We start from the raw sequence: 17,814 nt of genomic DNA on the forward strand, positions 1-17,814 counted from the left end.
TATGTTGTTGAATTTATTAAAGGATACAGGAGCCTTAATGGAGGGACATTTTTTATTATCTTCTGGGAAGCATAGCGATGGTTATGTCCAATGTGCTAAATTGTTGATGTATCCTGATAAGGCAGAAAAGGCTATTGGATTAATAGCGGATAAATTAAAAGATATAGATTTTGATATAGTTGTTGGACCTGCTATGGGAGGTATAATTGTAAGCTATGAATTAGCTCGTCAAACGGGAAAACCTGGTATATTTGTAGAAAGAGAAGATGGTAAGATGAAATTAAGAAGGGGGTTTTCCATAGAAAAAGGGCAAAAGATATTAATAGCTGAAGATGTGGTAACTACTGGTAAATCATCTTATGAAGCTATAAAAGCTGTAGAGGAACAAGGTGGTGAAGTTGTAGGAATTGCTTGTATCGTAGATAGAAGTGATGGAGATATTAGGTACCCTATATATAGCGGAATAAAACTTAATATAAATACCTATGATGAAGGTAATTGTCCTTTATGTAAACAAAACATACCAATAGAAAAGCCAGGAAGTAGAAAAATAACTGCCAAATAGGCAGCTATTTTTCTAAATATGCTATACCGACAGTTCCAGGACCACAGTGACTTGAGATAACACAGCCTGTATTTGTAATATGTATGTTTTCTACATTAATATGGGTAGCTAATTGTTCTTTTAAGTAGTTTACAGATTCTCCTCCTTGGAAATGGGAAATAAATAGTCTAGAAGGATCTATATTATGAGCATTTTTTAGAACATCTTTAAGCATTACATCTACAACTTTACTTTTTCTTCCTCTAACTTTTTGAGCTATTGTCAATTCACCATCAACTACTTTGATTATAGGTTTTATTTTTAAAACATTGCCTATTAGATGTTGAATAGCAGACAATCTACCTCCTAGATGAAGATATTCTAAAGTGTCCATTACAAAAGCAGTTTTTACTTTATGGGTTAATTGCTGAATTTTCTTAGAAATATTTTCTATATTCATACCTTGTTTAATAAAATCACATGCTTTTAGCACTAAGAGTCCTATACCTGTAGATAGATTATAGGTATCAATAATTTTAATATTATTATCAGGGAATGATTTCTTGGCTATATTTGCATTTTGAAAAGTAGAGGATAGTTTTGAAGACAATCCAATGTATAAAATATCATTTCCCTTGTCAATATAAGGCTTAAATGCATCTATAAAATCCTGTGGGGATGGCGCAGCTGTTTTAGGAATTTTACCTAATTCATTAATTTTTTCATAGAGACCTGTTTGATCTATATCTATACTGTCTTTATAAATTTTATCGTCAAAAATAACATATGAGGGCACTATTGATATATCGTTTTCATTAATTAGCTCTTTAGATAAATCACTAGTACTGTCAGTAAATATTTTAATATTATTCATCAGATTCATCCTCCTCAAAATACAATTATAGATAAGCTAAATTAAGTGACGATTATTATTATATCAAATAAAAAAAGATTTACATTATATTTTAGCAAATAAATATTTAAGTCTATAGAAAATCCCTTAGGATTTTCTATAGACTTTTAATTTATTCTAAATAAATCGCAATGTATTTTTTATTCCTTGAATATGATTTTTTTCAGCCCATATTATTAGATGATTGTATTCTATTTCATTTATATTTATTGGTTTGGGGTATTTTACTATTAATGCAGCTTGGTTATCCATCTCTTTACTTTGATCTTTCGAAGGCATAATTAAACATCCTTCTTGATTACCAATTTTAATATTTCTTATATTTGGATCTAGTCCATAAGGATTTAGATTTTGATAAGCTTCTTCTTTACATATTTCATCTGTAGGTAGATCAGAGTTTATGACAGAAACTATAAAGTATCCTGTTGCTCCTTCATAGTAATTTTCTTCTACTTTTTCCCAAGAGGAGGGGTATTTAAATGTGATTTTATATAATTCACTTTTATAATCATCCCAATATTTTGGAATACATAAAACGTCTCCTACAGTTAAATTATTTGGATTTACATTGGGATTTGACCTTATAAGTAAACTTAATGGTATGTGGTTTTTTCTAGCAATTAAGTATAGGGTATCTCCTTTTTTAATCATATAAGGGAAAGTACCAGGGGGACATTCTTCTTTGGGGGCTAAAGGTATGGATATTATTTGTCCCATAGTTAGCATATTAGGATTTATCTCAGGATTAGCTTTTAATATAGTTTCTATTGATATATTATACATTTGAGCTATTGTATAGATGGTATCTTCAGGTTTAACTATATGATAGTTCATAAACATCTCCTTTCTAAACATTCTAATATAGTATATTGTATTTAACTATTTTTTGTTCATGAAACTTTTAATATATATCATAATTTTTAAGTTAAAGGAAATACTATTTAGGAGTATACTTGCAGAGGATGATAAATTTGGTATCAAAATCTCTTAAAATAAACAAGGAACAAATAAAAAGTTTATTTAACAATACTAGTGATTTAGTGGTTTATGAATTTGAAACTTTAAATAATATAAAGCTTATGATTTGTTATATTGAAGGATTTGTTGAAAAAAGTTTATTGGATAGAGACATAATTAAACCTATTATATTAAATTTAGATGATAATAGAGATATAAAAAAGGTTTTATATGTATCCAATGTAAATGAATTTAATAGTTTACAGGAAATAGCAGATAAAATGGTATATGGCGGTGTAGCCTTGTTTGTAGACAAGGTTAGCCAGTGCTATGTGGTTAATTTAAATCATTGGGATAAAAGATCAATAGAAGAACCTCAATCGGAAGCAGTAATTAGAGGACCTAAAGAAGGATTTATTGAAGATTTAGCTACCAATAAAGTAATGCTTAGACGAAGAATAAGAAATAATAATTTGGTATTTGAAGACTATATAGTGGGAAAACAAACAAGGACTAGCATTTCTATAGCATACATACAGGATGTTGTAAATGAAGAAGTGTTAGCAGAAGTAAAAAAAAGAATAAATTGGAACATAGATATTGATGGAATATTGGAAAGTGGATACATTCAACAACTGATTGAAGATAATCCATCATCTTTAATTTGTACCATAGGAGATACTCAAAAACCAGATGTAGTTGCTGGCAAATTATTAGAGGGGAGAGTTGCAGTGTTTTGTGATGGTACTCCCCATGTATTAACTATGCCTAAATTATTTATAGAAGATATTCAATCTAGTGAAGACTATTATTCAAGACCATTTTATGCAACTTTTTTAAGATTGTTAAGGATTAATTGTCTTCTTTTAAGTATAATTTTGCCAGGATTACATGTAGCATTACAAACCTTTCATCAAGAGATGATTCCTACTGTGCTCTTGACAACTATGGCTGGTGCAAGGGAAGGAGTGCCTTTTCCAGCAATGATTGAGGCTTTTTTTATGACATTTATGCTTGAGTTGATGAAAGAATCAGGTATTAGACTTCCAAGAGCAGTGGGCTCTGCAGTAAGTATTGTAGGGGCATTAGTATTAGGGCAAGCTGCAGTAGAAGCAGGATTAGTATCTGCCCCCATGGTAATTGTAGTTGCAGCTACAGCTATAGCAGAGTTTGCTGTTCCTGCTTTAACGGAAGCTATAATAATATATAGATTCATATTTATTTTATTGGGAGGTTTTATGGGTTTATATGCTATTACATGTGGAATTATTGTCATTTCAATTCAAATTTTATCACTAAATTCTTTTGGTATACCTTATGGTTTTCCTTTAGCTCCAGTAAATAAACAAGGACTTAAGGACTCTGTTGTAAGATTTCCATTGCGAAGTTTTATATATAGACCTAAATCTTTAGAAAAAAGAAATATAATAAGGCAGAAAGATATACGGAAGAAGTGATTATGCGATGAAGAAGGTTTTATTATTAAGTATATTTTTAATAATAACTTTGATATTAACAGGATGTTGGAATGCTACAGAGTTAAATAATATTGGAATTACTTTACTATTGGGGCTTGATATAGAAAATGGTAAAGTAGTTTTAACTGCTGAAGTTATCAATCCTACTTCAGCAAAGGAAAAAACTAGTATGGAAAGAGATTATGTTGTAAAATATGTTCAAGGTATTGGAAACAATATATTTGAAGCTTTTAGGGATATTACTTTAAAATTTGATAGAAGAATTTTTGTAGCACATAATAAGGTGATAATACTAGGAGAAGAATTTGCTAAAAAAGGATTGATAAAAGAAATAGATCTTTTATCTAGGGATAATGAAGAGAGAGAAACAGCATATTTATTTGTTGCAAAAGGAGCTAAAGCTTATGAAGTTATGGGAATTAATAATGGGCTTGAAGAAATACCTGCTAATTATTTATTGAAATTAATTGAAAATTATAAATTAAATCCTAAAGCTATGAATATTGATATAATACATTTTTTAAAGGATTATTATGATAGGGGTATAGAACCAACATTGGGAATAATAGAGAAAAAAAACAAAAAACAAATAATGAAAATGTCCAATACATCTAATGAAAAATATGAATTATCCATATTAGGTTCAGCAGTTTTTAATAAAGATAGATTGGTTGGATATTTAGATGGAAATGATACTAAAGGATTAAATTTTATAAAAGGAAGGGTAAAGCATGGAATTATAGTATTCCCTATTCCAGAAACTTATATGGATAAAGAAACTGTGAACTTTTTCCTATCAAAGGATAAAATTGAAAACAAAGATCTAGATTTAAATACATTGGATATAACAAAAACAAAAACTAAAAATGATATTGAAATAATAGACGGAAATATAATTTTAAAGACCAATATTGTTTTAAGGGGAATGATTTGGGAAATACAAGAGGATATAGATATGACTAAATTAGAGAATATAAAAATATTAGAAGACGCTTGTTCTTATGCAGTAGAAGAAGGTGTAAGGAGTACTTTTATGAAGGCTCAGAATGAGTTTAGAATGGATATATTTGGATTTGGAGATATATTTCATAGGAAATATCCTAAGGAATGGGCAAAAATCAAACATAATTGGAATGAAATCTTTTCCCAAACAGATGTGGAGATAGAAGTTAAAACAAATATAATAAGAACAGGTCTTACTAACATACCTGCTAATAATGTTAAAGGAGATTAACATGAATATATCAAGCTATCAAACGATATTATTAATAACAATATATAGAGCAATAATGAGTTTGACTTATTTACCTGTTGTAAACACTCCTCCAGGAAATCAAGATGTTTGGATAATGATATTATTGTCAATACCTTATACAATTGTATTTTGTTTTCCCATATTATTTTTAAGCAATAAATTTAATGATCTAACTATAATAGAGTATACTGAAAAGATTATGGGAAAAGTTTTGGGGAAAATAATGGGATTTATTTATGCAATGATTTTATTGATATTTAATATATTTACTGTTGGAATTTTAGTTGAAGGTCTTAATACTATGATGTTTCCAGAAACTCCTACTTGGGTTACAGCTTCTATTATGCTGATTACGTGTGCCTATGTTGCATATAAGGGATTAGAGCCGATGGCTAGAGGAGCAGAAATATTTGTACCTTTTATATTGATAGTAGTATTAATCTTTATAATTTTAGGATATCAAAATTATGATTTTACTGTATTATTGCCAATACTTTCTGATTCTAAATTTAAAGATATAAATAAAGGAGCTATGTATACAGCTTTTAGGTTTTTAGATATAATTATTCTAGCTATGATTGCTCCTTACTTGAATAATAAAGAAGATTTAAATAAGATATTTATTCAATCAGTTATATATTCACTATCTATAATTTTATTGGTAACTATAGTAACTCAAGTATCATTAGGGATAGAGTTTGCTAAGTATTCTAATTTTCCATTTTTTACTTTTACTAGATTGATAAATATACTTGATTTTATTCAAAGAATAGATGCATTGTATATAGTTTCTTGGATAGTAGGCAATATTGGTAAAATTACTGGATATCTATATTTTTCAGCATTAGCATTTAATCAAGTTTTTAAAAAAGGTGATCATAAAAACTATATTATTCCAATAACATTAATTATATTAATTGCAGTTATATTAATAAAGGATAAAAAATCTATATTGGGAATTAAAGGTTTAATTGAAGATATTATTTTAGTTATGTCTATATTATCTATAGGAATTTTACCTATAATTACATTTATGATATACTTTTTTAGGAGAAAAACAATTAACAAAGAAGGAGATTAAACATATAATAAAAAAGTGCTTAGGAAATTATATCTAAAAAGTTAATTCCTAAGCCTTTTTTATTATTTTGCATAATATTTATCATTTACTCTATCTTGAAGATAGATATGAGTATAACTTCCATTAGGGTTTTTAAATAGATTATATCCTTCATCTATACAATTGGAACAAGCATCTTTTGGTATAGTTATAGCAAATATGCGATAACCTCTATCACAGCTAGATTTGATGGTATTTAAACCAGAACATTTTTTGCAAATTTTGAAGTTTTGAGATTGAGTTTCAAGTATTCCATCTGTATCATAATATATTTGTCTATTTCTTTCTACATTATCTAAGCCTTTAAATTCTTTTAATCTTAATTCATCTTTAGTCTTCCATCTATTGTATACAATTTCTGATACTTGTTTGATATATTCTGTGATATTCTTAGGTTGTTTTAACTTATCTTTATCATAGTCAGGTTCATGGACATGAGAATAATCTATACCTGCCATTGCTAGTATTATGCCTAAATTTACATAGGGCAATGCTCCTTCTATGGAATAACCACCTTCTAAAACTGCAATATCTGGATTTAATCTGTCATTTAATTTTGCATATCCTTGGGCTGTAAAATTCATATTGGTAATAGGATCTGTATAATGATTGTCCTGCCCAGCAGAATTTATTATAATATCTGGTTTATATTCGTCTAATATAGGCAGTACTACATTTTCTAATACATATATAAATCCTTCTTCCCCTGTTCCTGGTGGTAGAGGGATATTTATATTGTATCCATAAGCAGCAGGACCGCCAAATTCGTCTATAAATCCTGTACCAGGATAAAGGGTTCTACCGTCTTGATGGAATGATATAAATAGTGTATTTTTATCATTCCAATAAATGTCTTGAGTGCCATCTCCGTGATGACAGTCTGTATCTACTATGGCTACTTTTAAAGGACCATATTCTTTTCTTATCCTTTCTAACATAGCTGCTTCAACATTGACTATACAAAAGCCTCTATCTCCATATACTACTCTTTGGGCATGATGTCCTGGTGGACGGACTAATGCAAAGGACTTGTCTACCTTTTTTTCCATTACAGATTGTGAAGCTTTAATAGCACCTCCCACAGATATTAAGTGGGACTGGGTAACTCTAGATTTTACATCAGGTACACAAAAATGTACTCTTTGTATATCTTTTTCATCAGCTATAATAGGATTGAAAAATTTAATGCCTTCAATATCTTGAATGCCTTCTTCAAATATCTGATCTTGGGTGTACAAAAGTCTTTCTTCCCTTTCAGGATGGGTAGGACTAATAGCCCAGTCGAAAGCTGGGAAAAACACTAAACCTAACTTATTTTTTGCTTTAATCATTACTATCACCTCGCAAATCACATATGAGTCCAGGTTTTACTTGAGCTTTTATCCTCATATTTTTTCCACTAGTGAAAAACCCTCTTACCATATTAAAACTACTTTCTTCAGTTATTTCAGCTTCTATTTCTTCTTCTGTAGCTCCTAAATTTATAGCAGATTTTTTAACCAATTCCAAAGCTCTTTTTTTTGCATCTTCTAATGTATAGTTTTTATTTATTTTTTCATATATATTTAATTCAGGAACCGTTAGTATTCCTTTGGCAGTATCTACTAGCATATTTATTTCTGTGGTAGGCTTAGCTAAAGCTGCTCCTACTGCATTGGCTACTTCGTATTTATCTGGATAATAGCAGGGAAGTTGAAATTTTTTCTCAAGTATTGGTGCTAAAACTTTTGCTGGACCTCCAATTATATTTATTAGTTTAGGCTCAATTTGTTTTCCATATAATAGTTCTTTAATAGTATAAACAGGTTGACTATTAATTTTATTCAAAATTTCATCTACTTTATTTTTAATCATATTTGCCATGGTATTTAGTATTAAATCAGGCATTTCTTTTTTTGATATATTTAGTTTGTTGCCCAAAATTTCCATAGCTTCGTAGGCTTTTTCTTTATTACCTTCCATTAATCCTAATGCAATCATAGCATCAGTAGGTGTAGGACTTGGTCCTCCATAGGCATAAGCAAATCCTTTTCTCTTTGGACCAATTTTAATTGTTCCATCTTTTATATCAATACTACTATCTCCTCCTAACCCTATGGAAATACTGTAGATGGCTCTTACTAATGTTTTATACTTATCTATTTGTATTCCTAAAGGTTCAAATAAAGGAACTCCATCAGCCAAGAAAAATATATCTGTAGTAGTACCTCCAATGTCTAAAAGTATAGCATCTTCATTTGATGATAGCATTGCATTTATTCCCATAAAACTTGCAGCTGGTCCAGAAAGTATAGTTTCTACTGGTTTTTCTTCAGCTGTATATAGATTCATGGTTCCACCGTCAGCCTTTAATATATATATTGGTGCATTTATACCTTCTCTTTCCATGGATTTTTTAATATTATTAGAAAAATTATTGAATGTATCATATACAGCGGAATTTAAATAAGAAGTGTATACTCTTCGTGGAAAATTTAATTTGCCTGATACTGTATGTCCTAAAGTTATATTTGAGAATATTTTACTAGATTGTACCATTTCCTTTATTTCTAATTCATGTTTGGGATTTCGAACAGAAAACTTGGTGACTATAGCTAAAGAATCAATATTCTTATCTTTAAAAATATTAAGTGCTTCTTTAACTTCCTTAGGGTTCCAATTTTCCACTACTGTTCCCCTGTGGTCTATATAGCCAGAGATAAACACATTTTCATCACCACAAGCTAAGAAATCTTGAGGCAGTCCTGGTCCAGATTGGATTATCATTCCAACAGGGGATGTTGTATTTTCAACAATAGCGTTGGTGGATATAGTAGTACTTAAATTAATTCTTTTAATTTTGGATTTATTATAGTCTTTAAGTAGTTCCTCTAAGGTAGACCAAATGGATTCAAATAAATTATCTTTATCAGTAGGTTTTTTTACTGTATTTATGATTTTATCATTTTTTATTATAACTGCGTCTATATGGGTTCCTCCCATATCTAAACCAACAATCAATTTTATCCTCCTCATTTTTTTATTTTAGTACCTAATAACATTATATCCCTATTGGGTAGTAAGTATCAAGTTGGGACAGTGGGAATAGTTTTTTCTATCCTTAATATAAAGAAATATTTGAAATTATTAGAAAACAAATGCTTTTAGTCTCGAAATAATATATAATGTATATTGTAGAACAATTATATTTATTAAAGGGGGTAATTTCTTGCTTAGTAAAAAGGTTATAGAAAATGTGCTTTATGCAGCTTTATCTAAAGGAGGGGATTTTGCTGAAGTTTTTGTAGAAGATAGATTTAACACAAATATTAAGCTGGTAGGAGGCTATGTAGAAAATAGTATATCAGGTAGAGATTTTGGTGTAGGTATTAGGGTATTTGATGGATTAAACAGTGTATATGGTTATACTAATGATTCTAGAGAAGACAACTTAATTAAGTTAGCAAAGGATATAGCAGTAGCTTTAAATTCTACTAAAGGGGATATAGCATTAAATTTGATCGAATCCAATGCTCCTAATTTACATCCAATAAAGATAATACCCAATAATATGGATAAAGCTAAAAAGGTAGAGCTATTAAAATTAGGATATAATAGTGCTAAAAACTATGATCCTTTAATAACTCAAGTTACTACTAATTATTTTGATGAAGAACAAAATGTGTTAATAGCTAATTCTGAAGGATTATTGGTGGAGGATAAGCGTGTTCGAACTAGATTTTATGTTCAATCTGTAGCATCAAAGGATGGAGAAATGCAAGTAGGTTTTTATGCTCCAGGAGCATCTAAAGGATTTGAGTTTTACGATGAAATAGATGTAAAAGAGGTAGGCAAAGAAGCGTCACGAATTGCTAAAACTATGGTATTAGCAGATTATTGTCCATCTGGAGTTATGCCAGTAGTTATCCACAATGAATTTGGAGGAGTATTATTTCATGAAGCTTGTGGTCATAGCTTAGAGGCAACTTCTGTAGCTAAAGGGCTATCAGTATTTGCAAATAAACTAGGAGAACAAATTGCATCACCTTTGGTTACTGCTATAGATGATGGCACATTGCCGAATGAATGGGGTTCTTTAAATATAGATGATGAAGGTACACCTACCCAGAAAAATGTACTTATAGAAAATGGAATACTTAAATCTTATTTAATAGATAAATTAAATGCTAGAAGAATGAATATGGAATCCACCGGCTCTGGAAGGAGAGAATCCTATAAATTTGCTCCTACATCTAGGATGACCAATACCTTTATAGTTAATGGTGATTCTACTTTTGAGGAGATAATATCCAATACTGAAAAGGGATTGTTTGCTAAAAAACTTGGAGGAGGAAGTGTTAATCCAGCTACAGGGGATTTTAATTTTGCTGTAATGGAAGGTTATTTAATTGAAAATGGAAAAATAACTAAGCCTGTTCGAGGTGCAAGTCTTATAGGTACAGGAGCAGAGGTATTGGAAAAGATAGATATGGTAGGGAACAATCAAACCTTTGGTCAAGGCGTATGTGGTTCTTTAAGTGGAATGGTTCCAACAAATGTTGGGCAACCAACTATAAGAATTAAAGCTTTGACTGTTGGTGGTAGAAAGGGGGATAATTAGTATGAAATATAAGGAACTAGCTGATAATATATTTAAACAGGGAAAAGATAAATTTGAAGATATGGAGGTTTATGTAGAAAAGACTAAGACTATAGAGATAGCTGTATTTAACGGTGAAATTGATAAATATAACATCTCTGATACAGAAGGTTTATCTTTAAGGGGAATAAATGAAAATAAGATGGGATATTCTTATACTGAAAAGGTGGATGAATCCTCTATAGATATGTTGATAGAAGAAGCATATGAAAATGGAAAGCATATAGATGCTTTAGAAAAGGAGATTATATTTTCAGGTTCAGATAGATATGAGGAAGTGGATAACTTTAATAAAGAACTTCAAGAAACACCATTAGAAGATAAAATTGAGTTTACAAAAGCATTAGAAAAAGAAGCACTTTCTTTAGATTCGAGGATTGTAGCGGTAAATTATTGTATGTACAATGAAGTAGAATATAGTAATTATCTAATAAATACTAAGGGGCTAAATCTAGAGGATAGTAGGAATTTAGCTTATGCGTTTGTTATGGTGGTAGCTAAAGAGGGAGAAGATACTAAAACGGGAATGAGTTATGTAGTATCTAAGGATTTTAAGGACTTTGATTATAAAAAGCTGGCAAAGGAAGCAGTAGATGAAGCTTTGTCTTTATTAGGAGCTAAGCCTGTTAAATCTAAAGAATATCCAGTGGTATTTAGAAATGATGTATTTGCCAATATATTGGGAGCTTTTCAATCTGTATTTTATGCAGAAAATGTTCAAAAAGGGCTATCTTTATTGAAAGATAAAATAGATGAACCAATTGCAACAAAAAAATTTACATTAGTTGATGATCCTTTTGTAGAAGGAGGATTTAATACTAGTCCTTTTGATGGAGAAGGTACAGCTACTTATTGCAAGAAAATAATAGATGAAGGTATGCTAAAGACCTATCTATATAATTGGAAAACAGCTTTAAAAGATGGAGTAGAGTCTACTGGAAATGGGCATAGAAATTCCTATAAATCTTCTATATCTACTTCTACTACCAATCTATATGTAGAAAAAGGAGATAAATCTTTAGAAGAGATATTAAAAACCATAGATCAAGGAGTTATGATTATTGATGTTCAAGGATTGCATTCAGGGTTAAATCCAGTTTCTGGTGACTATTCCTTACCAGCTCATGGATATGAAATAGAAAATGGAAAAATAAAAAGACCTATAAATCAAATAACAATAGCCGGAAATTTTTTTGAAACATTAATGGATATTGAAGAAGTAGGTAATGATTTTAAATTTGGTATGAATGGCGTAGGTTCTCCAAGTATAAAGATAAAAAAATTAGCTGTATCGGGAGAATAAATTTATGGGGCAGTGGGACAGTTCTCTCTGTCCCACTATCCCATTTCCCTAAAAAATAGGATGACAAATTTCATAAAAAGTAGTATATTATAATTATGATTAAAATTATTTAGGCCAATATAGCTCAGTTGGTAGAGCAGCAGTTTCGTAAACTGCAGGTCAAGGGTTCGAGCCCCTTTATTGGCTCCAATTCTGGGACAGAGAGATGATTCTCCCTGTCCTTAAATTATATAAAGGCATATAAATAGAAAGGTTGAAATTATGTTTAAATTTATTCATAAAGGAAGGGTTATTAGAGTTCTTTTATTGTTGATTAGTATATTATATATGTGGTTCATGTACATTGATATATATGATATTCAAAGCTGTATATCTTCAGATAAGTTGAAATTTTTATCTATGATTCTCATATTTGTTATATCTATTCTTGCAAAAAAAGATGTATTAAATCATAAAGATCTTCACCTACTTCAAATTGGATTATTTATTACTGTAATTGCAGATTTGTTTCTGTTGGTTTTGAATAACCATTACATATTAGGAATTTCATTGTTTTCCATAGTGCAGATAATATATATAATCAGATATAAATGTGGGGATATTAAGTTTGTTATTAGAAAATTTGTAGTGATATTTATTAGCTTGCTTATCATATATTTTATGGTAAACAAACTAGTGATGAAGTTTGATTTTATATGGGTAATGGGAGTTTTTTATGCTTATTGTTTAATAAGTAGTGTAGTTGAGGCATTTAAGGTATATAGATATAAAAGATATCCTAAGCCTAATTGTTATATGATACTTATAGGCATGATATTGTTTTTATTGTGTGATATAAATGTTGCAATATATAATATTTTTAATGAAGGTTTATTATATAGTATTTCTTCAGTATCTATGTGGCTATTTTATTTGCCTTCTCAAGTGTTATTATCTTTAAGTGGATATGATTATAAGTTTTTATGATACAATAAAATAAGTACTATTTATTTAAAATAGTAAGTAGCTATAAAGGAGGAAATACATTGGTTAAGAAATATATAATGGCATTAGATCAGGGTACAACTAGTTCTAGAGCTATAATATTTAATTATAATGGTGAAATAATTCAAATGGCACAAAAGGAGTTTACTCAATATTACCCTAAAGCAGGTTGGGTGGAACATGATCCCATGGAAATATGGGGGACCCAATCAGGAGTTTTGAGGGAAGTTTTAGAGACAGCAGGTATTAGACCCAATGAAATTGCAGCTATAGGAATTACAAATCAAAGAGAAACTACTGTAGTATGGGATAAGAATACGGGAAAGCCTATTTATAATGCCATAGTTTGGCAATGTAGAAGAACTGCAAATATATGTGATGAATTAAAGGAAAAAGGTTTAGAGGACTATGTGAAGGAAAATACAGGATTGGTAATAGATGCATATTTTTCAGGGACTAAGATAAAATGGATATTGGATAATGTTGAAGGAGCTAGGGAAAAAGCGGAAAAAGGGGATTTGTTATTTGGGAATATTGATACTTGGCTTATTTGGAATTTGACAAGGGGCAGGGTTCACGTTACAGATTATAGCAATGCTTCTAGAACTATGATATACAATATTAAAGAATTAAAATGGGATAAAAAATTGCTTGATGAATTAGGCATACCAGCTTCTATGCTTCCAGAGGTTAGACCTTCTAGTGAAATATATGGAGTTACAGATCCTAAAACTCTTGGTGGAGCTCAAATACCTATTGCTGGTATTGCTGGAGATCAACAAGCAGCTTTATTTGGTCAGGCTTGTTTCAAACCAGGACTGGCTAAAAACACCTATGGAACTGGATGCTTTATGCTTATGAATACTGGAGAAGAAGTAGTAAGATCTAAAAATGGTCTTTTAACCACTATTGCATGGGGCGTAGACGGTAAAGTGGAATATGCATTGGAAGGGAGCATATTTGTAGCAGGAGCTGTAATTCAATGGCTGAGGGATGAATTGCATTTGATTGTTAATGCAAAGGATAGTGAATATTTTGCTTCTCAAGAGAAAGATAATAATGGGGTTTATCTAGTGCCTGCTTTTGTAGGGTTAGGTGCACCTTATTGGGATATGTATGCAAGGGGAACAATAGTAGGTTTGACAAGAGGAGCAAATAGAAATCATATAATTAGAGCAGCATTAGAATCTATTGCATATCAAACTAGAGATGTACTAGAAGCCATGCAAGAGGATTCAGGTATTCAATTACAAGAATTAAGAGTAGATGGTGGTGCAGTGGAAAATAATTTTTTAATGCAATTTCAGTCGGATATACTTGGAGTCCCTGTGCATAGACCAAAAACAATAGAAACTACTGCATTAGGGGCAGCGTATCTTGCAGGATTAGCGGTTGATTTTTGGCATGATAAGGATGAAATAGCTAAAAGGTGGAGTGTAGATAGGATATTTAAATCAGAAATGGAAGAAATAGAGAAAGAAAAATTGTATAATGGATGGAAAAGAGCCGTTGAAAGATCGCGTAATTGGGAAGAAGAATAAAATATTAGTTATTTATAAATTTTATGGATTTTATTGGATTGATAGAAAAATTAGTTAAAAAAATTATTTACTATTATGAACTTTTGTGGTATACTGTAATATAATAATTTATAAAATAATGTCAAAGGCTATGATTTGGTAGAGTAAAGTGTATAAGGTATTACAGAGAGGATTCTAGAGGTGAAAGGAGTCCATACCGATTATACTTGAAGTGCACCAGTGAGCTTTTAGTCGAAATATAAAGTAGACTTAAACGGTAGTTCCCGTTATAGAACTAGAGTATGTTAGTACTCGAATTAAGATAGGGTTATCCCTAAACAGAGTGGAACCGCGAAGTTAACCTTTCGCCTCTGTATATTTATATATACTTGAGGTGGAAGGTTTTTTTAATTAAAAAAATGGAGGTAATAAAATGAAATTTGATAGTATTTATGAAATCATAGGAAGAACACCTTTAATTAAAATAAATAATAATGATGAACAAAATATAGCACAGATATTAGTAAAAGTTGAGTCTTTTAATCCTGCAGGTAGTATAAAGGATAGAGCAGCACTATATATGATTAAAAATGCAGAAGATGAAGGGATATTAAAAAAAGGTGGGACCATAATAGAACCAACTAGTGGTAATACTGGAATTGCTATTGCTATGATAGGTGCAGTGAAGGGTTATAAAGTAATAATAGTAATGCCTGATACTATGAGCATTGAAAGAAGAAAATTGATGGAAGGTTATGGAGCTAAAGTTATATTAACGGAAGGAAAATATGGAATGGCTGGTTCTGTAGAATTTGCAAAAAAGCTTGCTGATGAAAATGGATATTTTATGCCAGATCAATTTGATAATATAAATAATGTTAAAGCTCATTATGAAACTACAGGATTAGAGATATTAGAAGATACAAAAGGAAATGTGGATGCATTTGTAGCAGGAGTTGGAACTGGTGGGACTATAACTGGAGTAGGCAAAAGGCTCAAAGAGGTTAATCCAAATACATTGATAGTAGCGGTAGAACCTAAAAAATCTCCTTTATTATCAGAAGGTAAAGTTGGTCCTCATGGAATACAAGGGATAGGAGCAAATTTTGTACCAAGTATCTTAGATAAAAGTATTATTGATGAAATAATTCAAGTAGATGAAAAGGAAGCCTATATTCAGGTAAAAAAATTAGGCAAAAGTGAAGGTATACTTTGCGGGATATCTTCTGGAGCTAACATGTTTGCAGCTATAAAAGTAGCAAAAAAACTTGGTAAAGATAAAACAGTAGTTACAGTTCTTCCTGATACAGGAGAAAGATATTTATCTACAGATTTATTTAATGGAGCGTGATATATATGATTAGATTTATAATAGAAGAAGCTAAAAATATATTAAGAAAGGATCCAGCAGTAAAATCCTTATTTGAGGCAATATTTTGCTATCCTAGTATAAAGGCTTTATTATATCATAGATGGGCCCATAAGCTATATAATAAAAATAGGTATACATTAGCAAGAATTATATCTCAAAGAGCTAGACATAAAACAGGTATAGAGATACACCCAGGTGCTAAAATAGGTAAAAATTTCTTTATAGATCATGGCATGGGGGTAGTTATAGGAGAAACAGCTGAAGTTGGCAACAATGTAACTATATATCATGGAGTAACATTGGGAGGTATAGGAGATGATTCTAATGCAAAACGTCATCCAACGGTAGAAGATAATGTGATGATTGGTGCAGGAGCTAAAGTATTAGGACCTATAACCATAGGAAAAGGAGCTAAAATAGGAGCTAATGCAGTAGTTTTAAAAGATGTACCTCCTTATACCACTGTAGTAGGTGTACCAGGAAAAGTTGTAAAATCCAATAAAGAAGACAATCTTATGTATGTGATATAATTATAAGCTATTTCAGTTTTGATTATTATAGTGTATAATATAAAATAATAAGTAAATATTAAACTATAATCAAGATTAGTAGATATAATATAGGTCTTAAGAGAGTCAGGGATAGTGGGTGCTGAGTGGTACCACAGAAGAACCCCTTTCGTCTCTGATAGAGATGAAAGGGATTGCTTATTTGGAGGAGGTATAGATATGGAGAAAAAAATAGTATTTAGTGGAGTTCAGCCCTCAGGGGGACTTACTATTGGAAATTATATAGGAGCTATTAAGAACTGGATAGATTTACAGGATAAATATGATTGTTATTATTCTATAGTTGATTTACATGCCATTACAGTTCCTCAAGTGCCAAAGGATTTGAGGAAAAATACATTAGATTTATTGGCTATTTACTCGGCATGTGGATTAGATCCAGAAAAATCCACTATATTTATTCAGTCTCATGTACCAGCTCATGCTGAGCTTACTTGGGTTCTTAATACTATAACATATATGGGACAGTTAAGTAGAATGACTCAATTTAAAGAAAAATCTAGAAAATCAAAGGAAAATCTAAATGCAGGGTTATTTACCTATCCAGTACTAATGGCAGCAGATATATTATTGTATCAAACGGAACTTGTACCTGTTGGAGAAGATCAAAAACAACATTTAGAATTAGCTAGAGATTTAGCAGAAAGATTTAACAATAGATATAGTCCTACATTTAAAGTACCAGAACCTTTGATAAAAGAAGAAGGAGCAAGAATAATGAGCCTTCAAGATCCAGAAAGCAAAATGTCCAAATCCGATGAAAATGAAAATGGATATATATTGATATTAGATGAACCAGATGCTATAAGAAGAAAAATAAAAAGAGCAGTAACTGATTCTATAGGAGAAATAAAGTATAATGATGAACAATTAGGTATTAAGAATTTGATAAATATTTATAGTGCATTTTCAGGAGATTCAATAGAAGAAATAGAGAATAGGTATAAAGGTGTTGGGTATGGTAAATTTAAAGAGGATTTAGCAGAAGTAGTTATAGAAGGATTGATGCCAATTCAAAAAAAATATAAAGAAATTATAAATAATAAGGATTACTTAGAAAAGGTATATAGAGAAGGTGCAGAGAAAGCTAATTATATAGCCAATAAAACTTTGAGAAAGGTATATAAAAAAGTGGGATTTATTCAAAGATAAATTTATTC

At 30.4% G+C, this 17,814-nt stretch carries 15 protein-coding genes, 1 tRNA gene and 1 other annotated feature; of the genes, 12 read left to right on the forward strand and 4 right to left on the reverse strand.

Going from position 1 to position 17,814, the window contains the following annotated elements; translation table 11 throughout:
• Window position 1 precedes the first annotated feature (1 nt).
• A complete protein-coding gene (gene pyrE, locus JL105_RS03080) occupies window positions 2-565 on the forward strand; it encodes an orotate phosphoribosyltransferase (RefSeq protein WP_132026569.1) in 564 nt (187 codons plus the stop codon).
• A 4-nt stretch (window positions 566-569) separates the two neighbouring features.
• Here the strand turns inward: pyrE and JL105_RS03085 are convergent, their stop codons facing one another.
• Window positions 570-1,418 (reverse strand): DegV family protein, encoded by an 849-nt coding sequence (locus tag JL105_RS03085; RefSeq protein ID WP_132026571.1) that lies wholly within the window; start codon window positions 1,416-1,418, stop codon window positions 570-572.
• A gap of 156 nt (window positions 1,419-1,574) precedes the next feature.
• On the reverse strand, window positions 1,575-2,291 hold the full coding sequence (locus JL105_RS03090; RefSeq protein WP_158279982.1) for a LysM peptidoglycan-binding domain-containing protein: 717 nt from the start codon (window positions 2,289-2,291) through the stop codon (window positions 1,575-1,577).
• A 137-nt stretch (window positions 2,292-2,428) separates the two neighbouring features.
• Between JL105_RS03090 and JL105_RS03095 the strand changes: the two genes are divergently transcribed.
• The 3 genes from JL105_RS03095 to JL105_RS03105 are packed head-to-tail and all read left to right on the forward strand — an operon-like array spanning window position 2,429 to window position 6,228.
• Window positions 2,429-3,871, forward strand: a complete 1,443-nt coding sequence (locus JL105_RS03095; protein ID WP_132026675.1) for a spore germination protein — start codon at window positions 2,429-2,431, stop codon at window positions 3,869-3,871.
• 7 nt (window positions 3,872-3,878) lie between these two features.
• Window positions 3,879-5,126, forward strand: a complete 1,248-nt coding sequence (locus tag JL105_RS03100; protein ID WP_132026575.1) for a Ger(x)C family spore germination protein — start codon at window positions 3,879-3,881, stop codon at window positions 5,124-5,126.
• A gap of 1 nt (window position 5,127) precedes the next feature.
• Window positions 5,128-6,228 carry a GerAB/ArcD/ProY family transporter gene (locus JL105_RS03105; RefSeq protein ID WP_158279983.1) on the forward strand — a complete coding sequence of 367 codons (1,101 nt, stop codon included), beginning with the start codon at window positions 5,128-5,130 and terminating at the stop codon, window positions 6,226-6,228.
• Between the two features lie 62 nt (window positions 6,229-6,290).
• On the opposite strand, the gene JL105_RS03110 is transcribed toward JL105_RS03105, so the two are convergent.
• Both JL105_RS03110 and JL105_RS03115 read right to left on the reverse strand, forming a co-directional pair.
• Entirely contained in the window at window positions 6,291-7,598 is a 1,308-nt protein-coding gene (locus tag JL105_RS03110) for a histone deacetylase family protein (RefSeq protein ID WP_132026579.1), read from the reverse strand.
• Complete coding sequence (locus tag JL105_RS03115; RefSeq protein WP_132026581.1) at window positions 7,591-9,267, reverse strand: hydantoinase/oxoprolinase family protein; 1,677 nt, start codon at window positions 9,265-9,267, stop codon at window positions 7,591-7,593. The genes JL105_RS03110 and JL105_RS03115 overlap by 8 nt, the downstream gene beginning before the upstream one ends.
• Window positions 9,268-9,475: 208 nt before the next feature.
• Between JL105_RS03115 and JL105_RS03120 the strand changes: the two genes are divergently transcribed.
• The 8 genes from JL105_RS03120 (at window position 9,476) to trpS (ending at window position 17,806) form a co-directional block, all read left to right on the forward strand.
• The gene (locus JL105_RS03120) at window positions 9,476-10,867 is read left to right on the forward strand and encodes a TldD/PmbA family protein (RefSeq protein WP_132026583.1); all 1,392 of its coding nucleotides are present in this window, start codon (window positions 9,476-9,478) and stop codon (window positions 10,865-10,867) included.
• Window position 10,868: 1 nt separating this feature from the next.
• The gene (locus tag JL105_RS03125) at window positions 10,869-12,209 is read left to right on the forward strand and encodes a TldD/PmbA family protein (RefSeq protein WP_132026585.1); all 1,341 of its coding nucleotides are present in this window, start codon (window positions 10,869-10,871) and stop codon (window positions 12,207-12,209) included.
• A 113-nt stretch (window positions 12,210-12,322) separates the two neighbouring features.
• Window positions 12,323-12,398 (forward strand) — tRNA-Thr (locus JL105_RS03130).
• Window positions 12,399-12,470: 72 nt separating this feature from the next.
• The gene (locus JL105_RS03135) at window positions 12,471-13,175 is read left to right on the forward strand and encodes a lysoplasmalogenase family protein (protein WP_132026587.1); all 705 of its coding nucleotides are present in this window, start codon (window positions 12,471-12,473) and stop codon (window positions 13,173-13,175) included.
• 77 nt (window positions 13,176-13,252) lie between these two features.
• The gene (gene glpK, locus JL105_RS03140; protein ID WP_132026677.1) at window positions 13,253-14,734 is read left to right on the forward strand and encodes a glycerol kinase GlpK; all 1,482 of its coding nucleotides are present in this window, start codon (window positions 13,253-13,255) and stop codon (window positions 14,732-14,734) included.
• A 121-nt stretch (window positions 14,735-14,855) separates the two neighbouring features.
• Window positions 14,856-15,089: a binding site (T-box leader), on the forward strand.
• Between the two features lie 57 nt (window positions 15,090-15,146).
• Window positions 15,147-16,064: a cysteine synthase A gene (gene cysK / locus JL105_RS03145; protein WP_132026589.1), complete on the forward strand. Its 918-nt coding sequence runs from the start codon at window positions 15,147-15,149 to the stop codon at window positions 16,062-16,064.
• 5 nt (window positions 16,065-16,069) lie between these two features.
• Window positions 16,070-16,615 carry a serine O-acetyltransferase EpsC gene (gene epsC / locus JL105_RS03150; protein ID WP_132026591.1) on the forward strand — a complete coding sequence of 182 codons (546 nt, stop codon included), beginning with the start codon at window positions 16,070-16,072 and terminating at the stop codon, window positions 16,613-16,615.
• A gap of 198 nt (window positions 16,616-16,813) precedes the next feature.
• Window positions 16,814-17,806, forward strand: coding sequence for a tryptophan--tRNA ligase (trpS, locus tag JL105_RS03155; RefSeq protein ID WP_132026593.1), 993 nt, complete (start codon window positions 16,814-16,816; stop codon window positions 17,804-17,806).
• Window positions 17,807-17,814 lie beyond the last annotated feature (8 nt).

The organism is Keratinibaculum paraultunense (assembly GCF_016767175.1).
In the GTDB taxonomy this organism is placed as follows: Bacteria; Bacillota; Clostridia; order Tissierellales; family Tepidimicrobiaceae; genus Keratinibaculum; species Keratinibaculum paraultunense.